This window comes from Ferruginibacter sp. SUN106 (assembly GCF_050611765.1).
Classification (GTDB): Bacteria; Bacteroidota; Bacteroidia; order Chitinophagales; family Chitinophagaceae; genus Ferruginibacter.
The window spans coordinates 512,283-528,406 of the sequence record NZ_JBODJC010000004.1 but is presented as its reverse complement, the minus strand read 5'-3'; the positions used below and the strand labels follow the sequence as shown (position 1 = coordinate 528,406).

General features: G+C 38.0%; 17 protein-coding genes. 11 read left to right on the top strand and 6 right to left on the bottom strand.

What is annotated here, in order from left to right:
* Positions 1-120: 120 nt before the first annotated feature.
* Positions 121-711, bottom strand: coding sequence for a TrmH family RNA methyltransferase (locus ACQ334_RS18355; RefSeq protein WP_430989713.1), 591 nt, complete (start codon positions 709-711; stop codon positions 121-123).
* A 109-nt stretch (positions 712-820) separates the two neighbouring features.
* On the opposite strand from ACQ334_RS18355, the gene ACQ334_RS18350 reads away from it, so the two are divergent.
* The 11 genes from ACQ334_RS18350 to ACQ334_RS18300 all read left to right on the top strand — a co-directional run bounded on the left by ACQ334_RS18350 (position 821) and on the right by ACQ334_RS18300 (position 10,975).
* Positions 821-2,845, top strand: coding sequence for a M13 family metallopeptidase (locus ACQ334_RS18350; RefSeq protein WP_430989712.1), 2,025 nt, complete (start codon positions 821-823; stop codon positions 2,843-2,845).
* Positions 2,846-2,979: 134 nt separating this feature from the next.
* Entirely contained in the window at positions 2,980-3,606 is a 627-nt protein-coding gene (locus ACQ334_RS18345) for a PH domain-containing protein (RefSeq protein ID WP_430989711.1), read from the top strand.
* Positions 3,607-3,645: 39 nt separating this feature from the next.
* Positions 3,646-4,269, top strand: coding sequence for a matrixin family metalloprotease (locus tag ACQ334_RS18340; RefSeq protein ID WP_430989710.1), 624 nt, complete (start codon positions 3,646-3,648; stop codon positions 4,267-4,269).
* 124 nt (positions 4,270-4,393) lie between these two features.
* A complete protein-coding gene (locus ACQ334_RS18335) occupies positions 4,394-5,128 on the top strand; it encodes a LytR/AlgR family response regulator transcription factor (RefSeq protein ID WP_430989709.1) in 735 nt (244 codons plus the stop codon).
* Between the two features lie 287 nt (positions 5,129-5,415).
* On the top strand, positions 5,416-6,795 hold the full coding sequence (locus ACQ334_RS18330; protein ID WP_430989708.1) for a T9SS type A sorting domain-containing protein: 1,380 nt from the start codon (positions 5,416-5,418) through the stop codon (positions 6,793-6,795).
* A 100-nt stretch (positions 6,796-6,895) separates the two neighbouring features.
* A complete protein-coding gene (locus tag ACQ334_RS18325) occupies positions 6,896-7,567 on the top strand; it encodes an RteC domain-containing protein (RefSeq protein WP_430989707.1) in 672 nt (223 codons plus the stop codon).
* A 108-nt stretch (positions 7,568-7,675) separates the two neighbouring features.
* Positions 7,676-8,206 (top strand): DUF2911 domain-containing protein, encoded by a 531-nt coding sequence (locus tag ACQ334_RS18320; RefSeq protein WP_430989706.1) that lies wholly within the window; start codon positions 7,676-7,678, stop codon positions 8,204-8,206.
* A 158-nt stretch (positions 8,207-8,364) separates the two neighbouring features.
* Entirely contained in the window at positions 8,365-8,811 is a 447-nt protein-coding gene (locus tag ACQ334_RS18315) for a DUF2147 domain-containing protein (protein ID WP_430989705.1), read from the top strand.
* Between the two features lie 8 nt (positions 8,812-8,819).
* Complete coding sequence (locus ACQ334_RS18310; protein WP_430989704.1) at positions 8,820-9,674, top strand: sterol desaturase family protein; 855 nt, start codon at positions 8,820-8,822, stop codon at positions 9,672-9,674.
* Between the two features lie 416 nt (positions 9,675-10,090).
* Positions 10,091-10,480 (top strand): tetratricopeptide repeat protein, encoded by a 390-nt coding sequence (locus ACQ334_RS18305; RefSeq protein ID WP_430989703.1) that lies wholly within the window; start codon positions 10,091-10,093, stop codon positions 10,478-10,480.
* Between the two features lie 204 nt (positions 10,481-10,684).
* Positions 10,685-10,975 (top strand): hypothetical protein, encoded by a 291-nt coding sequence (locus ACQ334_RS18300; protein ID WP_430989702.1) that lies wholly within the window; start codon positions 10,685-10,687, stop codon positions 10,973-10,975.
* A 127-nt stretch (positions 10,976-11,102) separates the two neighbouring features.
* Here the strand turns inward: ACQ334_RS18300 and ACQ334_RS18295 are convergent, their stop codons facing one another.
* The 5 genes from ACQ334_RS18295 to hisF form a co-directional block, all read right to left on the bottom strand.
* Positions 11,103-13,790, bottom strand: a complete 2,688-nt coding sequence (locus ACQ334_RS18295) for an AsmA-like C-terminal region-containing protein (protein ID WP_430989701.1) — start codon at positions 13,788-13,790, stop codon at positions 11,103-11,105.
* Positions 13,787-14,533, bottom strand: coding sequence for a hypothetical protein (locus tag ACQ334_RS18290; protein ID WP_430989700.1), 747 nt, complete (start codon positions 14,531-14,533; stop codon positions 13,787-13,789). The genes ACQ334_RS18295 and ACQ334_RS18290 overlap by 4 nt, the downstream gene beginning before the upstream one ends.
* 71 nt (positions 14,534-14,604) lie before the next feature.
* Positions 14,605-15,210 (bottom strand): bifunctional phosphoribosyl-AMP cyclohydrolase/phosphoribosyl-ATP diphosphatase HisIE, encoded by a 606-nt coding sequence (gene hisIE / locus ACQ334_RS18285; protein WP_430989699.1) that lies wholly within the window; start codon positions 15,208-15,210, stop codon positions 14,605-14,607.
* Complete coding sequence (locus ACQ334_RS18280; protein ID WP_430989698.1) at positions 15,200-15,358, bottom strand: hypothetical protein; 159 nt, start codon at positions 15,356-15,358, stop codon at positions 15,200-15,202. Before ACQ334_RS18280 ends, hisIE begins: the two co-directional genes overlap by 11 nt.
* A 10-nt stretch (positions 15,359-15,368) precedes the next feature.
* A complete protein-coding gene (hisF, locus tag ACQ334_RS18275; RefSeq protein ID WP_430989697.1) occupies positions 15,369-16,124 on the bottom strand; it encodes an imidazole glycerol phosphate synthase subunit HisF in 756 nt (251 codons plus the stop codon).

Sequence of the window (16,124 nt, the reverse complement as noted above, 5' to 3'; positions counted from 1 at the left end):
GATGCGATAAAGTTATTGGAATTTGTCTGAACTGGGATTTAGAAGATTAAATGATTACAGGATCATATTCGCAAATTTATTTTTTCCGATAAATTCTTCTCTGTTAGTGTTCGGGTAAGATCATTCCTCCTCCATAAACCCCCATTCTGTTCTCAACCCTTCCAGTCTTTCTCCTTCCAGTTTAATCGCATCGTAATGCCCGGCATTATTTTTCTGCCGATAGGCTTCGTACAATGTAACTGCACATGCCACAGAAATGTTTAATGATTTAATGATGCCCACCTGTGGAATGATAAAATTCCCATCGGCCATCGCAATGATCTCTTCACTTACACCACTGTGTTCGTTACCAAAGACCAATGCCACCGGTTCGGTTAAATTTAATTCGTGCAGGCCTACGGCATCACTGCTTAAATGAGTGGTGTAGATTTTTTTGTAGCGTTTTCTTAATTCGGCAAAACATTCATCCGCATCGGTGTATTGATGTACCGTTAACCATTTAGCTGCACTTGAACTGCTTTTAGCACCCCATTTACGGTGTGGTGGAATCTTATTGTTCAAAATAAAAATATCCTGTATGCCCACAGCATCTGCGGTACGCATTACAGCGCTGATATTATGCGGATCAAAAACATTTTCCAATACCACAGTAAGATCGGGCTGGCGTTTATTTAATACAGAAGAGAGTCGTTCGTTGCGTTCTGGTGTCATATCAATATATAAAACGTAAAAATACACAATATGCCCTTAGTGTATCCATCCGGCAAAAATATTATTGCAGCACAAAATCATTGTTTACTTTTAAATATAAATTTCAAACATGAGAAAAGTAATACTGTTAAGTTTTGTATTCACAGGCCTTTTTGCGTCGGCACAAAAGAAGCCGGATTTTTTAGCCGCTAATATTGATCATTCGGTTGCACCCGGCACCGATTTCTTTTTATATGCCAATGGTGGGTGGATCAATAAAACACCTATACCATCCAGCGAAAGTGGCTGGGGCATTGGCAACCTGGTGCAGGAAGAAATTTACAGCCGTATAAAAGCGATCAACTACAGCGCTGCACAATCAACCCAAACCCATGGCAGCACTTCGCAAAAGATCGGCGATTTCTGGAAAGCAGCAATGGATACTGTGGCTATCAATAAAGCCGGCTTATCGGTATTAAAAACAACTTTCAAAACCATTGATGCCATTACATCACCGGCAGATCTTACTGCAGTGGCAGCGGGCTTGCATATAGCTGGTGTCAATTGTTTCTTCAGCCAGTACGTAGCACAGGATGATAAGAACAGTGATGCAATGGTATATCGCTTAGACCAGGGCGGGCTGGGCTTACCTAACAGGGAATATTATTTTAAAACAGATGAGAGAACGGCGAAAGTAAGGGAAGCGTATAAAAACTATGTTACACTAACATTGCAGCAATTGGGCATGAACAAAGCTGTTGCTGAAAAAAGCATGAAAGAAATTTTTGAACTGGAAACCAGGTTAGCTATCGCCAGCCGCAAACTGGAAGACCTGCGTGACCCTTATGCCAATTATAATAAAATGACCTTTGGTTCTTTAGCAGCAGATTGCCCGGCTATTAACTGGAATAAATATGCCACAGCTGTTGGTATCAAAGCCAATATCATTGCTGATTCTATTGTAATAGGCCAACCTGAATTTTATAAAGCACTGAGCCATGAAATACAAAGCACTTCTATTGCCGTGTGGAAGAACTATTTAAAATTTCATGTGATACAATCCGCTGCAGGTTTTTTAGATAACACCACTTACATGAATGCTTTTAATTACCGCAGGGCATTAACCGGCGCCAAAGAACCAAGGCCAAGATGGAAAAGAGTATTGGATGCTGAAGAAGGTGCAATGGGTGAATTACTGGGACAACTTTTTGCAAAGGAATATTTTAATGAAAAAGCAAAAGCACGGTACAGCAATCTGGTGGAAGCTATAAGAGAAGCTTATGTTGACCGCATAAAAAAATTATCGTGGATGAGTGCCGAAACAAAAACAAAGGCATTAGATAAATTGAGCAAGGTGAGCGAAAAAGTTGGCTATCCCGATAAATGGAAAGACTTTAGTTCCTTGAACATCATCCCGGGTTCCTACTTTAAAAATATGATGGCCGCAAGTACCTTCTGGCATTTTTACAGTATGAATAAATTAGGCAAACCTGTTGACAGAACAGAATGGGATATGACACCTCAAACCTACAATGCATATTATAATCCCAGCAATAATGAAATTGTTTTACCTGCCGGCATATTTGCGGTGCCGGGTATGAAGGATGATGAATTAGATGATGCCTTTGTATATGGTTATGCTGGTGCAAGTACCATCGGCCACGAAATTACACATGGCTTTGATGACCAGGGAAGACAGTATGATGCAAAAGGCAATTTAACCGATTGGTGGACAACAGCCGATGGTGAAGAATTTAAAACAAGGGCAAAAGCCATCATCAATCAATTCAACGAATTTATGCCGGTGGATACTTTACACATTAATGGTGAAGCTACACAGGGAGAAAATATTGCCGACCTTGGTGGCATGTTGTTAGGACTTGATGCCTATAAAAAAACAAAAGAATATAAAGAAGGTAAATTGATCGGCGGCCTCACACCCATTCAACGATATTTTTTAGGTTATGCCTATGGCTGGATGTACCAGGAAAAAAAAGAGCGCCTTGCCAACCAGGTAATGACGGATGTGCATGCTCCTGCAAAAGAAAGAGTGAATGGGCCCGTAGTAAATATTGCTGAGTTTTATGAAGCCTTTGGTATTAAGCCGGGAGATAAAATGTACAGGGCAGATAATTTAAGGGTGACTATCTGGTAAGAAATGAACACGGATAATACAGATGAAACGGATTAACAGAGATTTATTATAAGGTGCTGAAAAAAATTGTACTTTTAAAATATCCTTTACCCGTCTGATCTCTCTTATCCGTGTTCTAAAAAAATCTAACAATCATGAGGACGAAATTAAAAACAGACGAAAAATTATTGCTCATCATCCGCAAACACTGGATAAAATTAGTGCTGCCGATGTTTGCATGGCTTGTACTTACCATTGCAATCTTATGGTGGATGCCTACCGGTGTTGGCTTTGTAATTATTTTACTGGCGGCTATTTACCCGGCATTGGAATACATCAACTGGAAGTACAACCTGTGGGCTGTTACTAATATGAGAGTGGTGGATGAAAGTGGTTATTTTACCCGCTATTCAAAAGAAAGTCCGCTGGATAAAATTAATAATGTAGAATACGATCAGACTGTATGGGGCAGAATTTTTGGTTATGGTGATGTGGATATACAAACTGCCGCTGAATTAGGCGAAACCAAATACCAATGGATCCATCATCCAAAATTATTAAAAGACACTATCACCCACGCACAGGAAGAATACAAACGCATACAGATCAGCAGCCAGGCAACACAACTGGCGCAGGCTATTGCGGCGCAAAGGCCGGCAACATCAGGCGCATCGCAACAAATGATTGCTGATGAATTGCATAAACTATTCGACCTGTTGCAGAAAGGCGCTATTACAAATGAAGAATATGTGGCGCAGAAAAATAAATTGCTGGGGAATTAATATTTCCCGGAATTTATTATAGCGTTCACAAATGCTACTATGAAAATTCTTGCAATCATATTTTTATCTCTTGTATTGCTTTCCGCCAGTTGCAATAAGCCAATCGGCTTATCTTTAAATAATCCGCAACAGGTATTCGGACTAGTACCGCTCGATAGTTTTTCAAAAGCTGAAACAGACAGTATAATAAACGAACTGTCTGTTTTTTATAATACCCCCGTTGTTCTCCTTCAACAGAAAAGTATACCCGGTAATTTCTTCAACAAGGTAATTCAGCAATACTCAGGAGACTCGATACTTATGTTGTTATCAAAACTACAGAATGATACACTTACTGAAATCATAGGCCTTACACATCAACCCATTTTTACTATGATAGAAGCTAAACCTATAGCTTACTATGATAAAAATTTATTAGGATTCAGCTACCAGCCCGGCAATGCCTGCATCATTTCTGATATTAAATTCAGAACCGGTAACCATACTTTTTATACCCATAGAATGAGAAATGTAATCATTCATGAAATCGGTCACAATCTTGGCTTACCGCACTGCGCCGATGATAAATGCATCATGTCGAAAAAAAATGGAGACATGATGACTTTAGACAAAAGTGGCAATGACTATTGCAACAGCTGCAGGAAAAAATTAACAAAACCCTAAGTACAATAAATTCCGCTGCTGCTTCAGGCAACTCATCCAGTATTTCTTTCAGTTCATTCTGCTTACCCTTGAAACTACAGGGCTAAAAAATGAACTTGCAATAAAAGAAATATTTCCAGGGGTTATGAAAGTAATAATTGTAGAGCCGGAAAAGCAGGTGATCAAAAAATTAATGCGGGTGCTGCATGCTATTGATAGCAGCATTAATATACTTGCTGTGGTAAATGATGTAGATGCATTACAAACCAGAATAAACACACCACCTATCCCCGACCTGGTGTTAGTAAATAAGCAATTGCTAAGTGACACCCAAAATTCTATTGAAGCTAAACTGATCATTACAGCCGGAAAAAATCATCTTGTATATCTTGCCTTCAGAATAACTAACCTTAAGTACCTGCAAAAATATTTACTCAAAGAAAATTCCGATACTCCTTCCCTTCAAAAGGAACAACCTGGTACAGCTAAAACCGTAAATAAACGGGAACAAATGGCAACGCTACCCGTATTACAACAAGCCATAAAAAAAAGGTTTTTAGTAACCTACCAACAAAAGTTATTGTCAGTTGCAGTAGAAGAAATTGCGTATTTTTTCTCCGACAACCGGTTCATCTTTTTTAAAACTTTTGATAACCGGAAATTTTTAATTGAATACAGAATGGATGAGCTGGAAACTATTCTTGATCCGCAATTTTTCTTTCGTATCAACAGGTCGTATATTATTTCCATCAATTCTATTGCTGTTATTTATTCTTATCCTGGCAACCGTTACAAAATAAATTTATTGCCTGCTGTAGATAAAGAAATGATCGTTAGCCGTGAACGTATTGCCAATTTTAAAAAATGGCTGGGAGAATAATTATCTTCTTTTTGTTCGTGTTCAATTTTATACAACTAATGCAGTAATTATTTCAACTGCTGCAACTTCATTACATTTTTACTGGCCAAGTGTGTAGGTTTACTTTGCAACTGCTGATAAAAGGATAGGGTGCAAATGCCGGTTTGCAATAAATAGTTTACCAGAGTTTTTTGTGGTTATGATTGTCATTAACAATTGTGTCAGGCAGCACCAGTGAAAAGGGATTTAACAGAACTGTTTTTCTATTATCCAATATATAAATTCAATATCCTTAAAAAAATCAATTTATGAAAGCCCTTTTCATTTTCTTTTTTGTGCTGCTTATTTTAGCAGTGATAACAGCTACACCTTTACACGGTCAATGTTTAACCGCTCCCACGGCAAGTTGTACCAATACCGAACCTTTAGCAACAGATGGTGAAACATTAAATGCCGGTATTACCAAATGGTACTATGGCCCTGTAACAACTTTTAATTCTTTAAGATTGAATGGCGGCACTTTAATTGTTTGCGGCAACCTTACCATTGATAAATTTTACATGGACTCCGGTAAAATTTTTGTGCAGGCCGGTGGCAGGTTCGTAATTGGCAGTGGTATAGGTTCGGGGCTACCGCTGAAAGGGAATAGTTATTTGTACAACTATGGCACTCTGGAAATTCAAAGAAATCTGTCTTTAGAAAATGGTTGGACAACAGCTGCAAAACCCAATGTGGTTATCAATGCCACACGTAGTGCAACTTTTAAAATGAACAACCAGTACTTTGTTATCAACAATGCTAATTCCTGGTTTGTAAATAAAGGCAAAGCTTATTTTCATGGCATCATCACCGATCCGCAGTCTGCTGTAAACAGTGTATGCCTTGGCAAAGGAAGTGAAACAGTAATGACTGTACTGTATAATAAAGTAAAGAACAGTTATTTTGCCCCCGAAGCATTTGCCTGTGTATCGGTATCAGAATTTTCTCAGCTATGGGATACACTTACCACGGTTAATCCCTACATCCATCTTTGCCTTGGCCCCACACACCGTACCGATTCTTCCTGCAGGCCTTTTGGTTGCAAACCTTCGTGGGGAACAGCAGATATTTTCAGGGGTTGTACCGGTTGCAATATGATACAGGTATTATCAAATAATTTTTTGTCCTTTTCTGCCACGCAATACCCTGCAGGTAATATGTTGTATTGGCAAATGGAAAATAATAACACAGCCAACAGTTTATTTTATATCGAATCATCAACCGATGGAATACAATTTCAAACGATACATTCGCTTGCCGCAGGAAAATATACTAACACAATACAATATTCTTACCTGGCTGCATCCTTATCAAGTGAAATCGGTTACTACAGGATCAGGTATGTTGATACCGCATCAAAATTTGTTACGTATACACCCATTATAAAAATTAAATCCAAAACCTCTTACCCCATTGTAATTTATCCCAATCCTTTTACAGACCAGTTGTGGGTTTCTTTAGCGGAGAGTTATGCCACGGTTACGGCCACCATCACTAATGTTTATGGTAAAAAAATAAGTCAGCAGCAGCTATCTTATACAGGTAACAGGTGGCAGTTTACCTTACCTCCGCATTGCGCTGCCGGAATTTATATCATCACCGTAACAGCTGGCGAACATACCTGGCGGCAAAAAGTTTTAAAGCAATAGCATTATCTGCATATTAAAATGCCATCATCAACTGTATGTGCAGTTACATAGCTGCACATACAGCTGATAAAATTATTTGCCAATACAAAATCCAAAACTCATGAACAATGGTTCAACGCAACTCTATACACAAATGCAGGAGGACATCAACGGGTTATTGATGCATTGCAAATGTGAAACCTCCATGATAGAAGGCTGCTTTAATATTGTGATCCGGTACTGGAGTAAAATAAAAAAATGTTTAGAAACTCATTTATTCAGTAATGAAACAGAAGAGATATACTTCTTTAAAAATATAAAACCATTATTTACAGGTGCAATAGAATATTACACCCTTCACTACCAGGCTATTTTATTTAAACCTTCAAACGATACCAACGCACTTGTTGCTTATTGGATGCATGAACTGAAGAGGGTGGAAAAATTTTACGCCAGGCATAAAGAATTTTACCAATACTATAGTAGCGGACAATGCCACATGGATGATATTTATTTCACCCGTGCCAGTAATACCAGTAAGGAATTCTGCAACAAGCGAACCGATGTAAACACAACCACTTCACACGATCATATTGTAGCTTGCATAATTGCGTACCAAAAATACTATAAGTACGTAGAAGCAGAATTGGAAATACTATTACAAAGCAATACAAAAGAGTATCAGCAGCAGTATTATCCTTGCACAATATTTTTTACCTTATCTAGCCACAGGTTTTCATTCTTCCACAAGCTGATGAACCCACAGCCCAAACTATTATTACATGCCCGATAAACATTTCTCTAACCAATTTGTTTATTATATTCTTGCAAAATATACAGCAACGGTAAGCTTCAATCAACCTAAAAAGTTTAAATTGCATTTCACTTAAAAACTTTACACATGAAAAAGATAGCCACATTTGCATTGCTGTTAACCGGCCTGGCAATCAGCAGTAACACACAGGCACAGGGAGGAGGAGATAAAAGCAAACGCCCCAGCCCTCCTGCATTGGTAACACAAACACTTGCATCGGGTGCTGTAGTAAGTATCGATTACAGCCAGCCTTCTGTAAAAGGGAGAACCATTGGTAAAGACCTTGAACCTAAAGCGGGAGAAGTATGGCGCACCGGTGCTAATGAAGCCACTGTTTTTGAAACCACTAAAGCATTAAAAATTAATGGCAAAGAATTACCCGCCGGAAAATATGGCTTGTTCAGCCTTTCCGGTACTGAAACATGGACCATTATTTTTAATAAGACCTGGAAACAATGGGGAGCTTTTACTTACAAGGAAGCTGATGATGCCTTGAGAATTCCTGCTACCGTATCTAAAGCATCGCCCTTTGCAGAAAAAATGAGTTTTGCTATTGATAAAAATGGCCTGGTAACACTATTATGGGGCGATAATAAAGTTACTTTTATGGTAGAATAATTTGTAAAATTTCTATAGAAAAAGAGCCCCTGTTTTTCCGGGGCTCTTTTTTATTGCCCTTATTTCTCCCAATGTTTTCCTGATTAACAGTTGTTTAACCACGGCCTGCGCATGTAATTTGTCTCTTTGTCGTTGAGATAAATAAGGTAACCGCTATAATGAAACAAAAAATCATTTACTTTTTTATTGCAATACTCTGCTCATTCAGCAGTTATGCACAGAAAAACCCTGATGCCATTGTAGGCCAATGGATGAGTGAAGACAATAACCTTAAAGTGGAAGTGTATAAAGATGGCACGCAGTTTAAAGCTAAAGTAATTTGGTTTGATGATAGTGACGATAAAAACAAACCCTGGAATACCAGGCTGGATGAAAAAAATCCTAAGGCGGCATTACGCACCAGGAAAATTGTGGGTATGGAAGTATTAAGCGGACTTACTTATGATGAAGACGACGACGAATGGGTGGATGGTGTGATTTATGATAGCAAGTCGGGAAAAGAATGGAGTTCGAAAGTATGGATCAATAAAAACCACCAGTTAAAAGTAAGGGGCTACTGGCTGGTAAGCCTCTTTGGCGAAACCATGACATTTAATAAAGTTTAAAACCACATATGCACCACCTTATTCATTTTTTAGTGTACTCGTCGTCGGAAGCACAGTTTTTTCTCATCACCGGTATGCTGCTGCTCTGCTGGAATATTGAGTTACTGGCGGGCCTGAATGTAAATTATAAAAAATGGAAACACGCCATTGTAAATGCCGGTTTCATCTTCAGTAATTTTCCATTGCAGGTACTGGTGGGCATTACATTTGCTGCCACCATGCAATGGACAGCCAGGCATCATTTTGGTTTTTTCTACCACATCCCGTTCTTAAAAAATGAACTCTGGCTTTTTATTGCCACTTTTATCTTTCTCGATTTTGGCGAATACATTTATCACGTGGTGATGCATAAAATAAAACGTTTCTGGATGTTTCATGTGGTGCACCACAGCGACCTGCATTTAGATACTTCCACTTCGTTGCGGGAGCACCCGGGTGAAAATTTTATCCGCAACAGTTTTACATTGCTATGGGTTTTTATGAGCGGCACTGTTTTCTGGGCGTTGGTATTGCGACAAATTATTCAGATTGCCAGCAATGTATTTGCCCATGTTAATTACCGCCTGCCCGAAAAAGTAGATAAAGTTGCCGGCATACTTTTCATTACCCCTAATATTCACCAGGTACACCATCACTATGCACAACCTTATACCGATTGCAATTACGGCGATGTATTAAGCATCTGGGACCATCTCTTCGGCACATTCAAACGCCTCCACCCTTCTAAAATTATTTTTGGTGTGGATACCTTTATGGATGAACCGGATAAAAGAAAATACCTGCATCTGTTAAAATTACCTTTTGGAAAATACCGGAAGAGTAATCCGGCAATGATTGAAGAATTGCAGGCAGTTAATAAATGATCATTTCTTTTTGTGAAGACGGGCATTTGGAATGCTATCAACATCGTTGTGTCACTCACTTGTACGGCATACCTTTATTGAACTTTTATTGAAGCGTAGATTATAGCAATTAAAATAGCTATTCCTATCTCTGTAATCCGGAGTTTGTATATTTATACTAATTAACTGCTTTTATGAAAGCTACTAAATTTACACTGTTTCTTATATCAATCGGATTTTTATCTTGCAAATTAAATTCAGCAAAGCATGAAATTGTAGCCGAGGCTGGTAAGTTGCATAACAAAATAATACCCCTGGTTCAATATATTGATAATGCTGACAGTTGCAAAAAAGCGCTTTTATTTCTTGATAGCGCCACTGATATTAACAGCAATTGCTTTACATGCTATTATGACAAACTGATGTTTCTTAACAGTTTGAAACAATACAACAAAGCTATTAATGCTATAAACAACACCATCAGAATAAGCCCAAAGGCACACGATCTTTATTTAACAGGCGGCGTATTTTATGAAAAAATAAAAGACACTATTTCATCAAAAAAATATTTCCAGAAATCATTACAAATTTGCGACGCCGTTCTGGATACTATGCATAGTATAAACAAGGATTATTTAATGCTGGCAAGTAATAAAGCAGTAACGCTGATTATGCTTGGACAACAAACAAAAGCAGATGAATTATTAAAGCAACTCGCCAACACTGAAAACGATGAAGAAATCAAAAAAAATATTTTGTTGATGGTTGGCAAAAAAAAGGAAGATTTAATAGAACAAATGACATCTGCGCCAAGCAATACCAAATAACAAATTGTTTTCTTTAGCAACTACTATAGAATATTTTTTTTCATTTACGCTTCAATAAAAGTTCCCCAATGCTTTACTGTTGAACGGAGTCCCGAAAAATCGGGATAGACTATCGACAATGCAGCCCGATCAATGAACAAATGTCCGTTGCAAAAAAAACATGAACTTTATTAACCATAGTTTGTTATTACATAAACAGCAACTATGACAAACGAAATTAAAAACAACTTTCTCTATCACAGGGCACTTACAGCCGAAGCGATACACAGTTTAGAAGAAAAGGGGTACAAATATTTACAGGTGCAGGGCTTTACACTCGATCATCATCCTGAATATGTAGAGCCGCATTACCTGATGCTGGTACCGGTAAAAGAATTACCAATGGATATTTATGAACCCATCAACAGTGAATTGGTAAATGAATGGATTGCCGATGCGGCTAATAAAGGCAGCATGGAAGTATTTTTAGCAGGTACTAAAGTAAAGAGCAATTAATAAACTACTATTGTAATGCACACCGGGTAAGCCACCCTTTTGGGGTGACTCACCCGAAGAAAATGTTGTAAGGAGTGGGTCACCCCAAAAGGGTGGCTCACTCCGGCTAAAAAATATACCGGCAAAATTATTGCTTCGTCGTAGTGTCCTTCACCTTCTTTTTCAACAAACCATTCATCAATCCTTTTAAAGATTCTTTGGCATTAGGTTTTGTTTTGGTGGAATCGGCAGCAGCATTTTTATCGCCGCCCAATTGTTTAGCCAATTCATCTTTGGCAGCATTCAGTGCCTGGTTCTTTAATGATTTTACGGTATCCTTTACGGCATTGGTAACCGCCAGTTTGGTACTGTCGATTTTTGCTTTGGCAAAATCCGTTACCTGTTGTTTCATCTGGTCGGCAAGATTGGCTGCCCCTTGTTTCAGATCCGTCTTTACAGTGGGTGATTTTATAAAGCCGCCCAGTTTTAAATTCAGGTTTACCGTTTCGCCAACCTGCACAGGAACACCTTTACTATTAATTTGTGTAACTAAATTATTCACCAGCTGATTGCCTTGCGTACCCATTAATGCACGGGGTAGTTTCATGTTCACAATAAAATCCAACGATTGATCAAAACCCTGCAAGCCGCCAATCTCCATATCAATTCCCGAAACTTTAAAAGCAAATGGTTTGATCAGCACTTTACCATTAGAGAATTCAAAATAATTTTTTACATCCTTTAAAGAAATTTGTTCCAGTGCTTTTACGTTTAATGTGCTGGCAATTTTATCCAATGGCGCAAACTTGCTGAGGAAACCTTGTATCAATAATAAATTACCATTGCCGGTAAGGCTATTCATATCGGGCATCATATTATCACCCAGTTTTCCTTTCACGGTCATTTGCGAAGTGAGTTTACCCGCAATAAATTTTCCGATGGGCATTAATTTTTGCACCGTATTAAAAGCGTAAAATGTTTTTTGCACATCCACACCGGTAACTGCATAATCCAAAGCAATATCAGGTTTTGTTTTGCTTTGCAGAGTGGAGTACTGTCCGTTTACACCCAGCGTTCCATCCAATGCATTACCCTTTACATCTTTAATAAAAACAGTTTCGTTGTTTATTAAAAGTGTACCAGCAAGATTATCGATATCAGTTTTATCGTAATGCACTTTATCAACTTTCGTCTGCAGTGTGATATTTAAATTTGCAGGCACAGCAAATGGTGCAGCTGCAGGGCCTGTTGTGGTGGTATCGGCAGATGTACCCATCCAATCGTTAAGATTTAATTTATCGGCATTTACATTTAAACTGGCTTGTAATGGCTTATTCTGAAATAAATAATTCAGCAGGTTATTAATTTGCCCGGTACCGTTAAAGTTGGTGGACATATACTGTCCGTTTAAATTACTGATGTCAATTTGCTTTGGTGTAAAAGAAGTTAACAGCGAATTTATTTTTACACCGGTAGGATAATCTTTAGCGACGTATAAAAAATCATTCAGTGCTACAGTACCAGCCGCACTGAATTTTTCATACTGCTGTTTTTCAATATCACTTACATTTCCTTTTACGCTTACATCAGCATTCAGCAAACCAGCCAGTTTAGTATCTTTTTCCAGTTTTACATACTGTGCTACTTTACTCAGATCAAGTTTTCCTTTTGCAGCAGCATCTACAAACATATTGCTGATTGGATTTTTTACCAGCAACCTGAAATCGAATGGCTCTTTATCCATTTCAATATGCCCATTTTCTATATTCACAACAGTGTTGTCCGTTTGGCCATCCTTATTATCTACCTGGGCTTTAAAATTTATATTTTGTACCGGCTTTGGCAGGTCGGCATATTGAAAGAAACCGTTCTTTACTTCCATATCCACATGATAAGCAGGCATGGTAACATCATTATAAACGCCTTTTACAAAACCGCTGAAGATGGCGTTACCACTGGTTTTAATTTTATCAAAATCGTTTTTATATACCGCAGGAATCAATGACAAAATATTTTTAAAATCAGTAGATGGCGCTTTGAATTTAATATCCATATCATAGCCCTTATCATTCAGGTTTTTGATAACGCCATTGCTGCTGACCTTTAAATCATTCACAGCAATATTATCGGTATTGTAGGTGTAGGTGTTTTGTTTATTGTCAATTTCCACATTTGCATCAACCGTAGTTTTTGCATTGGCTAAAAACGGGATACCACCATAAGTAAAGGTAACGGCATCAGCTTTTGTGACAGTCTTTAAAGTAAATTTATCTGAAGTAAAATCGCCACTGCCGCTGTGGTTCAGGTTCAATATCTCACTGCTCATGGCACCGGGTTCATCTTTATAACTGATGTAAGCATTGCTGATCTCGTAATTATTCAACTGCAATGAAAACGGTTTTTCTTCGCCTTCTTTTGTTGCTGTACTATCCGGCTTCATAATATCCCAATTGGCAGCACCTTCTTTATTTACGATAGCATGTATACGGGGGGACTCTGCAAAAACAGAATAGATGGTCATGTTCTTCCCTTTAATGATGCTCATGATATTTACGGCGGCATCAATTCGCTCTGCAGATAATAAAGTATCTTCTGCAAAACTGCCCGTGCCAATTACCTGTAACTTATCCAAACCCACAGCTACTTTTGGAAAATGGCGGAAGAAAGAAATATCTACATCTTTAAAATCAACTTTTGCAGTCAGGTTATTGTTGATCTCTTTTTTTACAAATGCCACTATCTGGCTTTTAAATAAATAAGGGGCTGCAAATGCAATGGCAATCAGCACTAATAAGCTGATGAAAAATATTTTAAATATCTTTTTTAGCCGTCTCATTGTTTTGTCATTTTACCTGAACAGGTGGTGGTGGTGGCAGAACCAGATGAAAAGATCATATTACAAAATGAAACCTGTATTTTCCCATTTACATGGGTTACATACAATTTCTGATCGGGCCTGCAATGATAAAAGATATTACTGTATAAAAAACTTACTGATACATCATTGTACTCCTGGGTGACATCGAATGTTAAAGTGCTGGTGGTATTATAGGTACCGTCAATAGGTTCTACGTTGCCATTATAAGAATTAAACAAAACCCTGAAAGAAGGATAGCCAAAGGAACCACTGCCATAAACTGCTGTACCATTAAATGTGGGGTCAAATCCTTCAGTAATGGAAGTTAAGGTTACGCTGGGAATATTTGAACAGGAGATATAATTATTGGTGAGCGTGCAGGGTGGTGTTTCCTGCTTTAATTTAACGTCGATAAAAACACTATCGTACACAGTAGTATTACAATTGCTGTTACTCTTGGCGCAATAATACCAACCCCTGTTGGAATATTTTGCAGAGGTAATTTCAATTTTGTTAGAGTAATTGCTGCCGTATTGGCCGGGGCCAGACCAATGGAAAACTGTATTATCAGATTCTTTTGGTGCAGTGATGGTGAAAGGTTCGCCTACTGTTGGTGTAGTATTGGTTACCTCGAGTTTCATAGAGTCGGGGCATTTATCAGCTTTGTTACAAGCACTTAGTAAAATAATACAGCATGCCGGAATAAACAGCCTAGTTTTCATGAGTTATTTTTTGGTTATCCAAATTTAGGAAATTATTGAATACGAATAAATGCTGTGCCGGTGCAGGAATTTTATTTAACAGCAGCCGAATGCCTTTGCTTCAGCACTTCAATTACATCCTGCAATGAAAAATCTTTAGCCTGCAATAAAATCAAATAATGAAATAAAAGATCGGCAGCTTCTCCTAAAAATAAATCCTTATTATCATCTTTAGCTTCAATCACAATTTCCACCGCCTCTTCTCCTACTTTCTGAGCAATTTTATTGATCCCTTTTGCAAATAAAGAACTGGTGTAGGATTTGTCTGATGGATTATTTTTTCTGTCAGCAATAATTTGTTCCAATTGCAGGAGAAAATTATCGCTGTCGTTTTTTTCATTCCAGCAGGTATCGGCACCGGTATGACAAGTAGGTCCTTGCGGCGTTGCTTTAATGAGCAAAGTATCATTATCACAATCAACCCTGATATCTTTCAATAATAAAAAATTACCACTCTCTTCCCCTTTTGTCCATAACCTGTTTTTACTTCTGCTGAAGAAAGTTACTTTTTGAGATTCTTGTGTTTTAGCAACTGCGGCTTCATTCATAAAGCCCAGCATCAGCACTTTACCGGTTGTATCATCTTGTATGATTGCAGGAACAAGACCATCGGTGTATTTTTCAAAATCAATTTTCATCTTCTGTTATATTTTTTTCTTTCAGCATTGCTATTAACTTTTCTCTTTTTTCATCAAGGCGGTTTTGTCTTTCAATCTTCCTGTTATCTTGTCTGTTTTTGAAATAAATAAAGAGCCCCATAGAGAGTAAAGCTAAAATAAATATCATTTCTTTTAATTTAAATCCTTATCTGAACAAATGGTTGTAAATATTTTTTCAGATCGGGTATTTCAATTTCTTTATAATGAAAAATACTTGCCGCCAGTGCTGCGTCTGCATTGGCATTTTCAAATACTTCTTTAAAATGCTCCATTGTTCCTGCGCCACCGCTTGCAATTACCGGTACAGGCAATACATTGGATAAAGTTGCCGTAATATCTAAGGCGAAACCATTTTTAGTGCCATCATTATTCATACTCGTCAATAAAATTTCTCCTGCACCCAAACTCACGGCCTGCTTTGCCCAATCAATAGTTTTGGTGTCAGTTTTTGTTCTGCCACCATTTAAATACACATACCATTCGCCATCTGCTTCTTTTTTTGTGTCGATTGCCAATACCACACATTGGCTACCAAAGGCATTGCTTAATTCTTTTATTAACTGCGGATTTTTATATGCTGCTGTATTCACAGAAATTTTATCTGCACCATTTTGCAATAACAACGCCACATCTTCCACAGTGCTGATGCCTCCACCCACGGTAAAGGGAATATTAATATTCGCTGCAATTCTCTTTACTAATTCCACCAGGGTTTTTCTTTTTTCAACAGTGGCAGTAATGTCTAAAAAAACCAATTCATCTGCTCCCTGTTCAGAATAAATAATAGCCAGTTCAACCGGGTCGCCTGCATCACGAATACTTTCAAAATTGATACCCTTAACGGTTCTGCCATCTTTAATATCCAGGCAGGGGATAATACGCTTAGTTAGCAA